This window comes from Sediminispirochaeta smaragdinae DSM 11293 (assembly GCF_000143985.1).
GTDB classification, from domain to species: domain Bacteria; phylum Spirochaetota; class Spirochaetia; order DSM-16054; family Sediminispirochaetaceae; genus Sediminispirochaeta; species Sediminispirochaeta smaragdinae.
Map to the genome: position 1 here is coordinate 2,781,604 of NC_014364.1, position 16,807 is coordinate 2,798,410.

Sequence of the window (16,807 nt, forward strand, 5' to 3'; positions counted from 1 at the left end):
TGACCAAGACCGGCGATTTCTCCTACAGTATAGCACTATGCAGGTGTTAGGACTAAAAGAGATCCGCAAAAAGGATTTAGCCATCCTTTATCGACGGGAATTTACCGCAGTAGCTTCAATTAAGCATATAGGGACAGAGGTGCAGGATAAGCGTGTCAGCTTTAGTATCGAACACCTTCCCACAGGCGGAACGCATATAGCTGTTTCCTTCCTCGATCACATTGATTACCCTCTTCTGCCGGCAATCAAGAGCATGAAGGCGTATATTGCCGAACAGGAACGTGAGGGAAGACTCTCCTGAACGGAAAAACAGATGAAAGAGCATAAAACATCAAGTGGCGAACAGACGCAAGCCTTGGGGGCCGACTTTGCGGCAGGCCTTAGCCCCGGGGCTGTCGTTTGTATGCACGGCCCTCTTGGTGCAGGAAAAACGACCTTTATACAAGGCGTTGCCTCCTTCCTGGGGATACAAGAAGCGGTGACGAGCCCGACATTCACCATTGCCTCTGCGTACGAAGGAAGCCTGCCCCTTTATCATATCGACGTCTATCGCATTGATTCGGTCGAAGAGTTTGAACTGTTGGGACTCGAAGAGTATATCTACGGCAAGGGGCTTACCTTTATCGAATGGAGCGAAAAGGTGGAAGAGGCCCTTCCCTCGAGGCTCATTCATATCACTATCGGCATCAATGACGATGGGACACGTACCATCGTCATTGGCGAACCTGAGGAGGAGCCGTGAACATCCTTGCCTTCGATACAAGTGGAGAGGTCTTGTCTATCAGACTTGAAACCTCCCGGACCATACGAAACCTTGTCATAGACGGTGCCCTTCACCACGCGGAACGGCTCATGCCTGAGATCGACGAGATGCTAAAAAAGGAGGAACTCTCCGCCGATAAGCTCGACCTCATCGTTACTTCCCGGGGGCCCGGCTCCTTTACCGGTCTGCGTATCGGCATGGCGACCGCAAAAGGGATAGCTGTGGGAGCACATGTTCCCCTCGTTTCGGTTTCCACCCTCGATGCCATGGCCTGGGGCAAAAAAGATATTGCCACGGCAGTCTTACCGCTTATCGATGCCAGAAAGGGGCGTTTTTACTGTGCGCTCTACCTCTCTGGAGAACGGGTTACCGACTACCTGGACCTTGATGCTGAAAAGATACAGGGTATCATTCGGGAAAGGATGGAGAAGAGAGAAAGCGAGCTTCTTCTCACCGGCCCCGGGGCAGATCTATTCCTTGAACAGATAAGCTCCTCTCCCCTTTGGATGCTCGATCCTTATCGGAGAGAAGGAGTCGGCCTTGCCCTGGCGCGCTGTGGTGAAAACCACTATAATCAGAGGGGAGCCGACAAGGAAGGGACAGGCCCCTTCTATCTCCGACAAAGTGAGGCGGAGTTGTCGCGTAAAAAATAGACAGAAGAGGGGGCTCATCACGAACGGCAGTGATATCCGACAGGTAGAAAGTATCGGAGATCTCGAAGAGCTTACAGAAGTCGAAGAGCTAGACGAGATAGCCTCTTCCCTTTCCCCTCATCTCGACATTTCCGATTTGAATACTTCGTCAATGCTGGCGCATACTGTTTTGCCTTGTGCAGTAATCGACGAAACCCTTCATGTCCGGTGGGCAAACCCCGCCTTTTTTTCCTTCTTTACCGACAGCAGCCCCGGTGTGGGATTGGGGAAGCTCCTTTCTCCGACGCTTTCGGCTGAGGCCGCCACACTCCTTCTTGCCGAACTGCGAAGCAAAGAGTTGCATTATTCTACCAAGAAAGGGCTCTATCTTCCGAGCAAGCTGAAACTCCCGGTAGAGTTGAACCTCCTTTTTTCCCCTGTCAGAAAAAAGGAGTCAAAAGAAGTGCCGGAATTCTGGATCATGATGGTGGACGATGTGACCCATGAACATCGGACACTGCTTAGGGGTACCTTTCTTAGCCTTTTGGAGGCGTCGAAGCTAAAGGATAACGACACGGGATACCATATTAAACGTGTCGGCGAATATGCCAGACTACTTGCCACGTCCATGGGTGATGATTCTGCTTTTTCGGAGCAGGTCACTCCCGGATTCATCGATGATATCTATTTTCTTGCACCTATGCATGATGTAGGGAAAATCGGTACGCCCGACGATATTTTAAACAAAGAAGGCCCTCTGGATGCACGAGAATGGATAATCATGAAAGAGCATACCATCAACGGTGCCTATATTCTCAATTCGTATCCCAATATCATGGCAAAACAGATTGCTCTTCACCATCACGAACGATGGGATGGCAATGGATACCCTTATAGCCTTGCTGGAGATATGATACCTCTTGCGGCAAGAATCGTAACAGTCTGTGATGTCTACGATGCGCTGCGTATGAAAAGGAGCTACAAAGATCCCATTCCTCACGAAACATCTTGTTCAATTATCCTGCAGGGTGCAGGAACTCAATTCGATCCTGCGATTATAGCACACTTTAAAAAGCTGCGTGACCGTTTTGCCGAGGTACATGACCACTTTGATGATGAGTTTTCCTGAGGATTCTTAGGACTTATCGGAAGGGTTCTTTTTTTTTCCGGCAAAAAGATCGATTTCAGGGAGATCCGTAACATTCGACGTAGCGGCAGCCCGGTTTTCTTCCTGTATGGCCTCAAAGACCTCATGGCGGTAGACCTTGACGTTTCGCGGGGCCTCTATGCCCAGCTTAACCTGATCACCACGAATATCGACAACCGATATCTCAATTGAGTCTCCGATGATAATCCGCTCATTGACCTTCCGTGCAAGGATCAGCATGCCGCATTCCTTTGCCCGGCAAACTCATCCATGATCAGATGCTTGGTACGCCAGTTTGTGTCGCCCGCGATTGCCTGCCGTGCGACCCTCGTTTTTCTGTTGATAATGATAGGCCCCTGAAGATTCGCCGTCATACCGCTGTGATTGTTCGGTGGTATGGTAACGATGGTGAAAAGCAATAGATCATCGTCATCGCTTCCTTCAAGCCCAATCTCATGGTACTCATCGCTCGAAAGAACAGGATCGTAATCGGGACGAAAAATGAAGGGACTAATCAGGACAAAGGCAATCTCGGGGACATCGATCGACTGAAGCCAATAAAAGGGTTGCTGGATGGCATCGAGCAACACATAACGCTTGAGGGTTTCAAAGCCGAATATGCCCGTAGGAAAACTGATCAGTTGCCGTTCATCAACATCGATAAGGCCGTAAGGCTTGGTTTGTACTTTCATGTTACCGTCTCCTTTCTTTCACCGCTTCAGGCTACCTGAGAAAATCAAGCAAGGTCGGCTGAAGTATCTTTCCGGCGGTCTGGAGCGCTGCTTTATGACTCTGCTCCAGAGCGGTAAGATCGGTAATAGCTTCGGCCAAATCAACATCGGTTTCCTGACTGTCCCTGTTCACTATTTCAGGCCTTTCCTGAGCAATCCGCTGACGGATCAACTGAAGACGCTCATCCCTGGAACCAAGCCCCGACATTGTTTCAATCAAATTATCCTGAGCCATGGAAATACCCTTTAAAGCACTTCCCCCAATTTCAATGGTATCACCTTTCAAAAGAGAATCACGCAGATTCATGACCATATCAAAGAGAGAGCCGCCGGAAAGGCTTGCCCCCCGGGCAAGGTTGTAGGGAGCCTTCCCTATCTCTGCGATAACCCCCAAATCTTTCAAAACCCGTCCATCTCCGACATCCTCAAGCCAAAGCTGATGCGGCGAAGTAGTAGAGAGCACAAGACTATTTTCCACCGGATCGAGAGATGCCTTTACAGCGGCTGCCGAATCATTGATCTTTGCAATGATTGCATGAATATTATCCCCGGCAGAAAGCTTGACATATTCATTGTCGATACGCACGAGAGAATCTTCCGTTAAGGTATAGGAGGAAGCATCCCGTCCGGAAAAGAGCTGCTGCTGTTCCGCCCAGAAGAGATTGTTACCGGAAAACCCGGCCTGAATATAGTTACCGGAGCTTACTTCAGCCTTCGGAGGGGTAATGGTCCCTATATATTCAACATTGGTAACCCCGTAGCTCCTCCCCCCGTCAAGACTTCCCTGGATGACTCGATAGGCGGGGCTCATGGTCCGGTCACCGGCGAAAAAACTGGTCCCGTCAGGGCCTCGGGCATTGGCGATTTCGACTAATTCCTTGAGGAGCTGATCAATCTCGCCACCTATCATCCGCTTATCGTCCTTGTTCAAGGTATCGTTTGCTCCCTTGACGGCAAGTTCACGGACCTGGTGGAGTATATCGTTGGCACTCTTGAGGTAGCTCTCGGCAATTCTTCCCTCATCAAGAACCATTGCAGCATTCTGATCGAACTGAGAAAGCCTGTCGACCGCCGATTTGTAACGGACCGAATGTGCGGCGGCAATGGGATCGTCCCGGAGATTGGTAATCCTGCTCTGACTACCAATCTGGTTCTGGACCCTGCTCATCTCGTTGTTACGCCGTCTGAGATAGTACTGCATATCGTAATTGGGTTGATATGTACTAACGCGTTTCATCTACTTCACCTTTATGCACCCATGCGGTTGATAATGACGTCGAGCATCTCGTCGACCGCTGTAATAAAACGGCTTGCCGCAGCATAGCCGTGCTGAAATTTGATCATGTTTGCAAGCTCTTCATCAAGGTTGACTCCGGCAATCGACTCCCGCCGATCCGAAAGATCCTTCATAATGGCCTCTTCGGTTTCCAATGACCGCTGGGCGGTCTCACCTTTTAACCCGACCCTTGCAACGGCACTGGAAAAGTATTCATCAAAACTGCGGTAACTGCCAACCATGACGTCGCGATCTCGAAGGGCGGCGATAGCCAGAGCGGCAGAACCATCTCCAGGCTGAGCGGGACGCCCGTTTTCACCGAGACCTGCCGCTATCGTTGCAGGCTCGGCCTTAACCTGGCGATTGATCTCGATCCAGCCGGAAGGATGGCTCAAGGGAGCGACCGCATACCCTGCCCCATCCTCTCCGCCGCGAAGCGCGAGAACGCCGTCGGCTCCGTCCCAGCTATACGCACCTTCCGGCCCACTTTCCTCTAAGATCCCGGCATATCCGACAAGAAACTGTCCGCTATCCTCGATGCCGCGGATCACAAAATCCGGGTTTTCTATGCCAGCCGCGGGGGTCCCTTTTAGAGAAAGTCTGCCAAGACGATCGAAACGGGCAACAACTTCGGAACCTGAGGCATTAATGCGTTTTACAATGTCATCTACCGTATCGGTGGGTTCATAATCGATTTCCACCGTGCCATCGCTACCGGACAAGCGGAGGGTCCCGCTTATTCCCACCTGTTCCTGAGGATTCAGGCTGTTGCTTCCATTGATCCGGTAGATATAGGTCGAATCAAAGGCTCCGTCGCCGTTTCGGTCGTAATTTCCATTGGCATTGGCCACAAAGGGATACTCGGTAAAGAAATCTATACCGGTCTTCCCGTTAAGACCGTAGCCGGCCCGGTGGACTTCATTCACCATATCCACAAAATTAACGGTCATGGTGTCGAGTTCCTGGATCTCTTTGCGAATATCGCCATCCCGAAGCTCAACCATTGCTGCAAGACGTCCGTTTTTCGGTCGGAAATCCTCTCCGGAAGCCTCCCATACGACCCTGCTGTAGCCTTCGTTTCGGGGATCAGGATCGGCGGCAATCTTCGTTACCACATCCCCCTGAACCAGATGCATTCCCCCGGAATGAACGGTAAATTCATCGGGATCCCTATCATCCACACTGATGTCGATGATATCCGCAAGTTTTCTTACAAGGAGATCGCGACGATCCAGAAGATCATTTGGCTCGTCTCCCATCGCCTTTACCTTGATGATTTCACGATTAAGATCGGCGATATCGCTGGTGATGTTATTAACACGGTCCACCGTTACCTGGATATCCTGTTCCAGCATCTCTCTGATATCCTTGAGTCCCTCATAGCGCCGGTGAATCCCATCCATCAGGGAGTCACCGCGCTCAATGATTGCAAGCCTGGAGGCATTATCCTCCGGATGCAGGGAAAGGTCCTGCCAGGACTCCCAGAATTTATCCATGAGGCCCCTCACAGAGAGCTCTGAGGGCTCGTTGTAGACCTGTTCCGCCATCAAAATATAGGAATCTCTCACATCCCAATACCCTTTTCCCGAGGATTGAGAGACGATCCGCCTTTCCAAAATGGAATCATGGGCACGGCTGATCCTCTCTGTAACAACCCCTTGCCCCATCTGACCTGCAGTCTCCTCTCGGTTGAGGCCGGGGACATAGATCGGTTCGTAGGGAGACATCTCGACTCGCTGTCTGCTGTACCCCTCGGTTGCGGCGTTGGTAATATTATGGCCGACCGTGGATAGTCCCTGGGCATGAGCTACGACACTCCGTTTTCCCATCTCAATTCCGGTAAAGGCTGACTGCATACAAGGCTCCTATAACTGCCGATTCAGAATCAGGGGGCCGGCCTCACTTTGGCGAGCTCCGCCGTTTTTCGCATAGATTGTTCCACGTCGCATTGGACTCATCTCTCCGATGATACCCTTTAGCGTCCCCTGAACGGCCCGCACATAGGCATCGATTCCCCAAACAATCCCGCGCAAATTCACAACTGCCATTTTTAGCTCACGAAACAGAGCGGAAAGACGCTCCCGTTCTTCTGCCGGAAGATGAACAGCCACCTGATAAAATCCTGCATCAGGAAGCTCCCCAACCGCATCCCGCAGCTGGGCGAAAACCTCACATCTTGTCTGTTCCTGTTTATCAAGCTTATCGGAAAGCGTTTTGGCACTCGCCATCACCTTCTGAAGCTCTTTCCAGTCTCGCTTGCAAACATGTTGATTCAGTTCCCGCTCCCAGAGAGAAAACTGCAAAATCAGGTCCCGCTCCTGCTCCATACTCTTTTCCAGTTTTTTCATCAATGACTGCATACGAACGCTCCTCATCCTTTATCATCGGCATTATTTATGCGACTGTTAAGAAGAGTTTCACCAGGATTCGAAACACTACAAAAATCACAGGTTGTCATTATATAGTATTTTTAATATATTTACCTGTAGTTCACATTTTTTGCATCTTATGCTATGCTGAAGGTGCTTTTAGGAGGATTGCGCATGAATACCGATTACGATGTAGCGATTATCGGTGGAGGGGCAGCGGGACTCACCGCAGCACAATATGCTGCCAGGGCCAATTTGAAAGTGGTCATCATCGAAGAAATGGCGCCAGGAGGCCAATGCCTGATAATAGCCGACTTGGAAAATTATCCCGGCTTTCCCGAACCGATTTCAGGTATAGAATTCTCACAACGTTTTGAACAGCAAGCCCGTAACTTCGGTGCCGAGTTCTTGACGGCAACAGTGAGGTCACTTAAAAAAGAGGATAATATCTTCAACATCGAGACATCCAAGGGCATTATTACCTCCCTTACGGTTATCGTTGCAACGGGTGCTAAGCACCGTCATCTTGGTATTCCCGGAGAAAAAGAGTTTACCGGCCGAGGGGTGAGCTATTGTGCAACCTGCGACGGGCCCTTTTTCCGCAACAAGAAGATTCTCGTAGTCGGCGGCGGAGACGCGGCCTGTGATGAATCGATGTTCCTGGCGAATTTGACCGATAAGGTCATCCTCATCCATCGGCGAGACCGATTTCGAGCCCAAAAGGCACTTGCCGATCGGGTCGTGGCAAATAAGAATATTGAAGTACGATTCAACACAGAACTGAAAGAGATAAAGGGTTCCATGAAGGTTGAGAAAGGAGTCTTTCTCAACAATAAAAGCGGTGAGGAGTATGAAGAAGAAGTCGATGCCGTCTTTGTCTTCATCGGATCTGACCCGCAGACCGCTATTCTCCCTGAGGTAGAGAAGGACGAGGCAGGGTACATCGTTACAAACCAGTGTATGGAAACAGAGATTCCCGGACTCTATGCGGTCGGTGATGTGAGAAATACCCCCTTCAGGCAGCTCGTTGTGGCCGCAAGCGATGGCGCAATCGCCACCCATTGTGCATCACAATACATTGACGACCTAAAGGGCCAGAGTTACACCTAAATAGTGATGTCGAATCCCCGGGCCGTACTTCTCATTCTACTTTGTTTCTGGCTCCTTCCCTGTTTCGGCCTTGGGGCGCTCGATTTTTATGACGAGGCTCCAGCGGAAGAACTTTCGAAATCGATTGCCGATGCGATGAGCGACGAGGAACTTGTCGGACAGCTTATGCTTGTCGGTTATTTCGGTGAGGATCCTTCCAAGGAGATCATCGAATGGGTGGATCGCTATGAGATCGGCGGTATCAAGATTTTCGGCTGGAACGCCGGTAATCTCCTCAAACTGGGGAACGCCGTTTCTACGCTTCAACATTTGAGTGAGGAAAATCGATTTTCCATCCCGCTTTTCGTGGCAACCGACCAGGAGGGGGGATGGGTTCGTCATGTAAAAGGGGATACAAGTGTAACTCCCGGGAATTTAGCCATCGGAGCTTCAGGGATTGCCTGGGACGCATATAAAACAGGTTATTATATCGGCAAAGAACTTCGGGTCCTCGGCATCAACATGAATTTTGCCCCTACCGTAGATGTTTACACAAATCCCAAGGCCGACGTTATTGGTCCCCGGGCCTTTTCATCCGATCCCGTAAAAACTGCTCAGCTCTCTGTTGCCTATTTTCACGGCATGCAGGAAGCAGGCATCGTCTGCACGGCAAAGCACTATCCCGGTCATGGCGCCACGGATAAGGATTCTCACGGAACCCTTCCTATCATCAATGCCGACTTTCAAACGATATGGGACAGGGAGCTTGTACCGTACCGATTTCTCGTTAAGGAGGGCCTGCCGGCGATCATGAGCGGGCATATCGCCTATCCCAAAATAACGGGCACGGACGAACCTGCTTCCTTGAGTAAAACCCTGCTTACCGGGCTTCTGCGGGAAAAAATCGGCTTTCAGGGGCTTATTATCACCGACGATATGCAGATGAACGGCGCTGCAGTCTACGGTGGAGTCCCCGCAGCATCGCTTCAGGCAATTCTTGCAGGTAATGACATGATCATGGTGAGTAGAGATACCGATACCTATCGCAAGATTCGCCAACACATGCTTTCGGCAATGCGTCAATCCCCCGAAACAACCGCAGTGGTGCGGGAAGCTGCACGAAGAGTCATCGAAACCAAGCTTCGGTATCTGAGAGGAAAAGATGCGGTTCCTCTCCATCCCGACCCCCGTGAAATTGCCGAGCAGATTCCCGATGCCGACGGCTCCGCTTTTTTTCTTTCCCAGGCACATCGAAGTGTCTCTCTTATTCGCGGCGAGGCAATGCCCTTACAGCCACAGGAAGCGGGTAAGGTGCTTCTTGTCGGACAGTTGAACGCCTTTCTCTCTATAGGTGCTACCTTTTTTCCCGGTGCCGACAGCTTTGATTATGATTACTCACCCTTTTTCAGCGCCGATCCACAGGTTATAAAACGCTTAAAACAACGTATGGAAAACTACGATACCGTTGTTTTTTGTATAGCAAATCCCAACAGCGCCCAGGTTCTCGAAGAACTCAAAGGCTTTGCCGATCGAATTTATGTCATCTCTGTCCTTACACCTATTTACCTAAAGGACATTCCCTGGGTTGAAAACGCGCTTGCGGTCTATGGAACAGGCAGGCAGTCCATAGAAGCGGGGTTTTCTGCCTTAACCGGGGCCTTTCAGCCAACAGGAATCGTACCGGTTTCCCTCAACACACAATGAACTGGAAAAAAGCGGGTCAGCAAGATCTTCCGCGCATCATGGAGTTTCTTGCCCCCAGAGAGTACCGTGCCGCAACCCTTGCCTCACGAATCCAGGAATACGGCATACCGAAGCTGCCACCTAAAAAGAGTGGGTCGCTCTGGTATCTCCCTGAAACAGAAGATAACAAAGGGATCAGAGGCCTCGTGTTGTTCTGTTCGAACGGCCTCTATCTCCCCCTTTTCCATGAAACACATCCCCCCCGTTATGATGAATTACAGGACCTTCTCCTGCGTTTCAGAAAAGAGTATAGAGCAATCTACTGTCTGTTGGGGCGAGAAGAGGATGTAAGACTGAGCGAAGAAGCTCTTCGGTGTACCGTTTCGGAAAGGAAACTCTTTTACCTCATGACCCGCAAACTCGCGGAAGAGGTAGAGGGAGAAAAAGAAAAACGAATTACCATCCCTCGCCTTTCGGTTAGGCGCCTTTCTGCCGATGATGCGGAACACTTTTTCCCCGTGGAGCGGGCCTACCAGATAGAAGAGGTGGTTACCGATCCTCGGCTCTACAACGACGAGGCCGGACTCATCCACTTTAGAAACCAATGCCGCAGGCAGCTGATTTTCGGTGCCATGGTGGGAAAGATTCCTGTAGCGAAGGCGGGCACAAACGCCATTGCCTTCCGTTATTGCCAAATTGGAGGGGTTTACACCAGGCCGGAATATCGGGGAATGGGGATAGCATATCAAACCTTGAAAAGAGTGATGGCCGCGGTTGCATCTCGAGGACAGTATGAAACGCTTTATGTCCGTCGTGATAATGAAGCTGCCGTCGCACTCTACCGATCTCTCGGTTTTAGGACGCGTTGCAGTTATGCCATTACCTACCCTCTGATCCAAAGGTCGGCTGGCGCTTAGATAGTGATACTGTCCGGAATCATGGTGATATTATCATGCCCATGCATAAGAAGGAAGATAGTCAATCATCCACCGTAAGGGTGTAGGAATACACCTGACCCACAGCTCCCTCCCACTCCGATTCATGGGCTGATTCCGTAAGAAAAACCTCCGCCTACTGTAAAGAGTCCTCAGCTCGGACGCTATCCTCTTTCCCTCTATCCCAGCCACCACCCCATGTGTCTGCCCCCGCTTCTCATCCTTTCCCCCAACCCGATAGGGCTTCATAAAGTTGTGATAATACCGGTAGATCTCAAGCCGCTCCAGCATATTCACCGTACTCCGGGCAAACTGGACCGTCTGCCTCACATGATCCGAGTCATCCTTCCGTATCTCCCTGTCAAGGTAATTCACACTAAAGAGGGGATTACACAGATCCCGAACCCTCTTCGAACTGATCCTGTGGTGCTCTATCATTCCTGCCACCCCTTCCGGTAGTCCCTTCATCACCCTTTTGTATTGCGTATGCTCATCGGTATACAACTTCACCCTATCCCTCTCCGATTGCTCTGTCAGGGCAAACACCTTTGCCACGACATTCTGAAAGGACTGATAAACACTTCCTCTATAGACCTTTAGCTTCTCCTTGATTACCCTGTTTTTCTTCTTCTGATACCAGGTCATACGTCCCTTTCTGGTCAGCTGTGCATAGTCGGAGAGGAACCAGAACTGGGAGTCTTTTCCTGCCAGGATGTGGATGTTGTTGGGGAGGTATTGGGAACAGACAAAGCTTTCAAAGCCGTCTGCGACCAGGTCTTCGTGGAGGTTCATGTCTGAGGTGAGGGAGGCAGAAGAGGCAAGACACTGGTGGGAAAGGCGACGGATACGGTCTGAGATGGTGGAGCATGAGACCTTAAGGATACGGGAGAGGTCCCTGATACCGGAGCTGGTGACGAGGTGAGAGAGGATGGTTGTGTAGGGGAGGTGGAAATGGGTCCAGTAGTCGATGCTGAAGGTGCGAGTGGAGAAGGAGAGGTGGCAGGTTTTGCATTTGAACTTTTGGATACGGGGAGAGGTTTGGGTAGAGTAGGAACCTGTTCTAAAGAACCAGTGGCCTTTTGGAGAGAAGTGGTTGAGGCAATGGGGGTTGGGGCAGAAGGGGGGATGAAACATGGGAAACTCCTTTTTCGTATTGTTCTTACTATAAGTAACTACGAGAAAAGGAGATTTTATTCATTTTCCACCACGATTCCGGACAGTAGTTGACTGTTAAAAGAGGCCATGATCTAATAGAGGAATGAAGATCGTCATGGTTGCAAGCGAAGCTGTACCTTACGCCAAGACAGGGGGGCTCGCAGATGTTGTTCCGGCCCTCTCCCGTGCTTTAACAGGGCGAGGTCATCAGGTCACAATCATCATGCCCCGTTACAGTTTCATCGATACTGCTTCGTTTCGGGAACTTCCCCTTGTACCGCTGATTTCACTCGGTTTTGCAGAGTATAGTTTGAGACTCTTTACCCCTATCGATGGGAACGGTGAACTATCGGTAATTTTCCTGGATCACCCCCTTTTTTCCTCCAGAGACGGGCTTTATGGGGAAAATGGCGGGCAACCATATCGTGATAATCATATTCGCTTTGCTCTTCTGGCCAAAGGAGCCATTGAGACCTCGAGAAGGTTAAATCTTGCCCCCGATCTGTTTCATCTCCATGACTGGCAGGCAGCCTTGGTACCGGCATATCTTGCCGAGTACGAAAAAACAGGAGTCATGGCGGAAGCACGAACGATTTTTACCATCCACAATATTGCCTACCAGGGAGTTTTTTCCAAGCAGGATATCCACGCCCTTGCCTTAACGTGGGACTCCTTTTCCGATCGGCCCGCCGGCTATCGTGACCAGATCAATTTTCTTAGATCGGCGATCATAAACAGCGATCATATAACCACCGTAAGCCCTAGCTATGCAAAGGAGATCATGACTGAGGCATTTGGGGAGGGCCTTCATACGCTCCTTGCCGATCATGCGGGGTCGGTAAGCGGTATCCTTAATGGTGCCGACTACAAAGAGTGGGATCCGGCGAATGATCCCTTCCTTGATGTCTCTTTCGGCGCCGATGACCTTTCCGGCAAAGCGCTTGCAAAGAAACGGCTGCAGAAGGAGGCCGACCTCCCTGTCGATCCTTCAATCCCCATCATTGGTATGGTTGGACGCCTCGCCGAACAGAAGGGTTTCGTGGAGCTACTTGATGAAAAGAACGGAGCCCTTCAGCGTATTCTCGAAGGTAATAAGGTACAGGTTGTCTTGCTTGGAACAGGGGCTTCATGGATCGAATCTCGGCTTCTGGAAATATCCGAAAGCCATCCTAATCTAAGGGTATTCCTTACCTTTAATGAAAAGCTGGCACATGTGATCGAGGCGGGGAGCGATTTCTTTCTCATGCCGAGTCGCTACGAACCCTGTGGCCTCAACCAAATCTACTCCCTCCGTTACGGGAGTCTGCCCATCGTTACCCAAACGGGGGGCCTCGCAGATACGGTCATTCCCGAAAGCCAAGGGAGAAATCGAGCCACCGGCTTTGTCTTTCCGCAGTGTACTCCCGACCAGATCGTCGAGACGGTTCGGCATGCCCTTGATCTCTGGGAACATGACAGGAACGCCATCGACGCAATGCGGCGACGTGCCATGAGGGCCCACTTTTCATGGGAAGACTCGGCGGCAGCATACGAAAAACTCTACAAACGCTTAATCAACCGTCCACGGCGATGATAGAGCTGTTTACGTATCCGCTCCGAAAGAAAGGCTCGCCGTTCGAGCATCGCCTCCACTAGTTCCAAGGCAGCGGTAGGATTGTGCTCAACGTGTTCATAGTATTTGGCGAGCTCGATTCCTGCAAATAAGGAACGTTTTTGTTCCCACATCTGTCCGGCAAGCTCGGCGGCCTTTTCGCGATATCCCATACGCTTCAGTAGGAGGATGGCTATCCTCCCCGCCCTTGCATTCCCCTCTTCCCATGCCAGCTGCAGCAATTCCAGCGCATCATCCCTGCTACCGGTATGGTATCGCAGCTCCCCGAGAACACCCTTCTCCCGAGCGGTACAATCACAGGGGGATAGCGCCATCGACTCGAACCGACGCAAAAGGAGCAGAAGCGAAAAAAGATCCTGCAGGTGGTGTGCAAAGACGGGTTCCAGGGCCTCTATATCGAAGCTTTTCAGCCAGCTGAAATAACGATCGGGAATCTCTCTTCCGGGAATATCAAGTTCACGCCAGAGGCCAAGGATCTCCTGTTCCACGGTCGAAAGAGAACAGTCAGGAAGTCGCTCCTTCCAGAACTTACGGGCCGGATAGAGGAGATCAAGCTGCCGCGGCATGGAAAGCTGAAGAGCATGTAGCCGAAATTTGCTTGCAAGAAGGTGGCGATCGAACCCTTTACCGTTGTAGGAAAGATAGAGTAATTGCGGCTTTATAAGCTCTCCAATTGCCTCTAAAAAGTCCCTCTCGCCGGGGAAATCAGCCAGGAACAGCTGCGTGGCCTCGGGAGTGAAAAACGTATTCCTCCTTCCCTTATTTTCAATGGGGACAAGACGTAGAAAGCCGGCCAGAAAAACGGCAGTACCGGCCCCGCCACTTAAGCCGCTCGTTTCCAAATCATAAAAAAGAAGATTTTCTGCCGGCTCGCCTGCAGGAAGTAATATGGGATGAGAAGAAAGCAGCGGACGAATATCCACGGGAGGAAGAGGCGTGACCCGCCGAAAAAGATAATCGGAGAGTTTTTCCCAGCCTCGATTGATAAACTCAGGCGAGAAATTCTTCACAGGAGCCGAAGAAGCATGAAGAGGAGGCGTTACTCCGGGCCCCTTTGATGCTCTCAGCCGGGCGAGCCTCCCTGCAAGCTGCTTCTTTTTCATCATCCAAGACCGGAAGCCCTGACCCATCCGTTAAGGAAACGCACGACAGCCTCCTTGCGTCCTCCGTCTGGCGACAGGTCCGGGCCGCAGCAGGAGGGACAGCCACTCTCACAGCTACAGGAACTGACCCGCTCGGCCCCAGCCTTCAAAATAGCGGGAAAGGCCTTCATCATCGATTCTGCAAGACCGATTCCTCCCGGAGCCTTATCATAGAAATAGATTGCGGGAAGGGCGAAATGGGGATCGCGCAGCCGTTCGCTTACTCCAATATCACTGTGATCACACAAAAGAAAAAGTGGAGCAACGCTCAGAAGCAGGCTTGCACTCCGAGCAATCACCTCTTCGGCAAGAGCAGCCTCTACCTCGGAGAACTGCCCGGCAGGTACCCCGCCCTCGTCGAAACGGAGGATAAAGCTTCGAGTGTGCATCTCTTCTTCAGGAAGAGAGATATCACCATAGCCGATATTTTCGTGTGTCGCAAATTTCAGTTTTTTATACTTTGCAACCTGATTTCTGACAAGCACATCGGCAAGGAGAGCGCATCCCCAGGGAAAGGATTCTTCAAGATCGATCTCCAAGGGCTTGATATCGCTTTTTACGATGGAATCGGTATAGTAGTTGAGGCTTGACTCCTCGACGTCACAGCGGCGGTTTTCAACATCAAGCCTGAGGCTTTGAAACTGGCGTCCCCGATGCAGGTAAACAGCCTTGGGAAAGAGCAGTTCCTTGGCCGAAGGCAGATCCATTTCCCCGATCACTTCGTTCTTTCCCCCTGTCGTATTAATGATAACCACATTTTCGGAAGAAGCCGATCGAAGGGACACCCCTTCCGCGGGATAACCGCGATCGGCCCAGAACCACTTACCTCCGGTATACCTGGCAACCCCCTCCTCCTCAAGGTAGGAGAGAAGAGGCTCGGTATCATTTCCGCCAAAATCCTCTCCTTCGGAAAAGGGAAGCTCAAAGAGTGCACACTTAAGGTGATCAAGAAGAATATAGAGATTTTCCGGGTTAATCGAGGCTGCTTCGGGAGAACGGCCGAAAAAATAGTCTTCGTGTCCGACAAGATACTGGTCCGTGGGGCTGGCGGAAGCGACCAGGACCGCCACCGACTCGCTGGCCCCACGCCCTGCTCTTCCCGACTGCTGAAGCGCCGAGGAAACGGAAGCGGGTATTCCTGCCAGGACCGCGGCATCAAGACCGCCGATATCGATACCCAGCTCAAGGGCGTTGGTGGAAACAACCCCCTTGATGCTCCCGTCCCGCAGGCCGCGTTCGATCTGACGCCGCTCTCCCGGAAGATAGCCTCCGCGGTAAGCCTCCACCCGGGTACGATGGTTCTCATTAAAATGATTCGCAAGGGCCTTGTTGATATAGTCCGCGATGAGTTCCACCCTGATCCGCGAACGCCCGAAGACAATCGTTTTTACTCCACCTCGAAGAAAACGGAGGGCAATATCACGGCTTTCGAGAACCACTCCCCGCCTGATTCCCTGGACGGCATCTACCAGGGGAGGATTGTAAAGGATAAGGTTTTTCGCACCGGAAGGAGCACCGTTTTCCTCAATCACAGAAACAGGTTCGCCGATGATCTTTTCCGCAAGCTCTCCGGGGTTTTTGATGGTCGCGGAACAGCAGATGAACTGAATCTTTGAGCCATAGAAGCCTGCAATGCGTACCAGACGCCGCATAAGATTGGCCATATGACTACCGAAGATACCACGGTAGGTGTGTACTTCGTCGATAACGACAAAACGGAGATTACTTAAGAATTTGATCCATTTCGGATGGTTCGGCAAGATTCCCGAATGAAGCATATCAGGATTCGAGATAACGATCCTACCGCTTTCCCGTGCCGAGACCCGAAGAGATTTGGGAGTATCGCCGTCGTATGTCGTTATTTTTACGGGCAGATCGTCGGACAAAACGATATCGTTCAGGGCCGACTGCTGATCCTGACTAAGGGCCTTTGTGGGAAAGAGATAAAGGGCTCGAGCCTCAGGTTCGGCAAGAAGCCTCTGCATCACGGGAAGATTATAGGCAAGGGTTTTTCCGCTTGCCGTCGGTGTTACAACGACACAGTGTTCACCTGCACGTATCTTTTCCCAAGCCAGGCGCTGATGGGAATAGAGTTGGCCGATTCCCTGTTGCCCAAGCGCCGTAACGATACGCTCATCCAGCTCCTTCGGAAAAGGAGCATAGGATCCTTCCCTTGCAGGAAGCCGCTTCCAGGCCCCCACGTTTGACGCAAAGGATCGATCACGTTTTAGCTCTTCAAGAATCCCTTCTAGTGGTGATGTCATGAAACTATT

Annotated in this window: 16 protein-coding genes; 8 read left to right on the forward strand and 8 right to left on the reverse strand. The window is 51.2% G+C overall.

Features of this window, described 5'->3' with window-relative positions; genetic code table 11:
* The first annotated feature begins 37 nt into the window (after positions 1-37).
* From SPIRS_RS13145 to SPIRS_RS13160, 4 genes are read left to right on the forward strand one after another with little or no spacing between them, the layout of a single operon-like run.
* On the forward strand, positions 38-301 hold the full coding sequence (locus tag SPIRS_RS13145; protein WP_013255175.1) for a hypothetical protein: 264 nt from the start codon (positions 38-40) through the stop codon (positions 299-301).
* Positions 302-313: 12 nt separating this feature from the next.
* On the forward strand, positions 314-742 hold the full coding sequence (gene tsaE, locus SPIRS_RS13150; protein ID WP_013255176.1) for a tRNA (adenosine(37)-N6)-threonylcarbamoyltransferase complex ATPase subunit type 1 TsaE: 429 nt from the start codon (positions 314-316) through the stop codon (positions 740-742).
* Positions 739-1,416, forward strand: coding sequence for a tRNA (adenosine(37)-N6)-threonylcarbamoyltransferase complex dimerization subunit type 1 TsaB (tsaB, locus tag SPIRS_RS13155; protein WP_013255177.1), 678 nt, complete (start codon positions 739-741; stop codon positions 1,414-1,416). The genes tsaE and tsaB overlap by 4 nt, the downstream gene beginning before the upstream one ends.
* Positions 1,322-2,524, forward strand: coding sequence for an HD-GYP domain-containing protein (locus SPIRS_RS13160; protein WP_245537592.1), 1,203 nt, complete (start codon positions 1,322-1,324; stop codon positions 2,522-2,524). Before tsaB ends, SPIRS_RS13160 begins: the two co-directional genes overlap by 95 nt.
* A 6-nt stretch (positions 2,525-2,530) precedes the next feature.
* Here the strand turns inward: SPIRS_RS13160 and csrA are convergent, their stop codons facing one another.
* The 5 genes from csrA to SPIRS_RS13185 are packed head-to-tail and all read right to left on the reverse strand — an operon-like array spanning position 2,531 to position 6,909.
* A complete protein-coding gene (gene csrA / locus SPIRS_RS13165; RefSeq protein ID WP_013255179.1) occupies positions 2,531-2,782 on the reverse strand; it encodes a carbon storage regulator CsrA in 252 nt (83 codons plus the stop codon).
* Positions 2,776-3,234, reverse strand: coding sequence for a flagellar assembly protein FliW (fliW, locus tag SPIRS_RS13170; protein ID WP_013255180.1), 459 nt, complete (start codon positions 3,232-3,234; stop codon positions 2,776-2,778). The genes csrA and fliW overlap by 7 nt, the downstream gene beginning before the upstream one ends.
* Positions 3,235-3,265: 31 nt before the next feature.
* A complete protein-coding gene (locus SPIRS_RS13175; RefSeq protein WP_013255181.1) occupies positions 3,266-4,510 on the reverse strand; it encodes a flagellar hook-associated protein 3 in 1,245 nt (414 codons plus the stop codon).
* A gap of 11 nt (positions 4,511-4,521) precedes the next feature.
* Positions 4,522-6,405, reverse strand: coding sequence for a flagellar hook-associated protein FlgK (gene flgK / locus SPIRS_RS13180; protein ID WP_013255182.1), 1,884 nt, complete (start codon positions 6,403-6,405; stop codon positions 4,522-4,524).
* Positions 6,406-6,414: 9 nt separating this feature from the next.
* Positions 6,415-6,909, reverse strand: coding sequence for a hypothetical protein (locus tag SPIRS_RS13185; RefSeq protein ID WP_013255183.1), 495 nt, complete (start codon positions 6,907-6,909; stop codon positions 6,415-6,417).
* A 153-nt stretch (positions 6,910-7,062) separates the two neighbouring features.
* Between SPIRS_RS13185 and trxB the strand changes: the two genes are divergently transcribed.
* The 3 genes from trxB to SPIRS_RS13200 are packed head-to-tail and all read left to right on the forward strand — an operon-like array spanning position 7,063 to position 10,607.
* Positions 7,063-8,028, forward strand: a complete 966-nt coding sequence (gene trxB / locus SPIRS_RS13190; protein ID WP_083771483.1) for a thioredoxin-disulfide reductase — start codon at positions 7,063-7,065, stop codon at positions 8,026-8,028.
* A gap of 6 nt (positions 8,029-8,034) precedes the next feature.
* Positions 8,035-9,711, forward strand: coding sequence for a glycoside hydrolase family 3 protein (locus SPIRS_RS13195; protein ID WP_013255185.1), 1,677 nt, complete (start codon positions 8,035-8,037; stop codon positions 9,709-9,711).
* Positions 9,708-10,607, forward strand: coding sequence for a GNAT family N-acetyltransferase (locus SPIRS_RS13200; protein ID WP_013255186.1), 900 nt, complete (start codon positions 9,708-9,710; stop codon positions 10,605-10,607). The genes SPIRS_RS13195 and SPIRS_RS13200 overlap by 4 nt, the downstream gene beginning before the upstream one ends.
* Positions 10,608-10,640: 33 nt before the next feature.
* Here SPIRS_RS13200 and SPIRS_RS13205 read toward each other — a convergent pair whose 3' ends face one another.
* The gene (locus tag SPIRS_RS13205) at positions 10,641-11,759 is read right to left on the reverse strand and encodes a hypothetical protein (protein WP_013255187.1); all 1,119 of its coding nucleotides are present in this window, start codon (positions 11,757-11,759) and stop codon (positions 10,641-10,643) included.
* Positions 11,760-11,895: 136 nt separating this feature from the next.
* On the opposite strand from SPIRS_RS13205, the gene SPIRS_RS13210 reads away from it, so the two are divergent.
* Positions 11,896-13,353 carry a glycogen synthase gene (locus tag SPIRS_RS13210; RefSeq protein WP_013255188.1) on the forward strand — a complete coding sequence of 486 codons (1,458 nt, stop codon included), beginning with the start codon at positions 11,896-11,898 and terminating at the stop codon, positions 13,351-13,353.
* Here the strand turns inward: SPIRS_RS13210 and SPIRS_RS13215 are convergent.
* Both SPIRS_RS13215 and SPIRS_RS13220 read right to left on the reverse strand, forming a co-directional pair.
* On the reverse strand, positions 13,320-14,498 hold the full coding sequence (locus SPIRS_RS13215) for a ribonuclease H-like domain-containing protein (RefSeq protein WP_013255189.1): 1,179 nt from the start codon (positions 14,496-14,498) through the stop codon (positions 13,320-13,322). The genes SPIRS_RS13210 and SPIRS_RS13215 overlap by 34 nt on opposite strands.
* Positions 14,495-16,798 (reverse strand): DEAD/DEAH box helicase, encoded by a 2,304-nt coding sequence (locus SPIRS_RS13220; RefSeq protein ID WP_013255190.1) that lies wholly within the window; start codon positions 16,796-16,798, stop codon positions 14,495-14,497. The genes SPIRS_RS13215 and SPIRS_RS13220 overlap by 4 nt, the downstream gene beginning before the upstream one ends.
* Between the last annotated feature and the right edge of the window lie 9 nt (positions 16,799-16,807).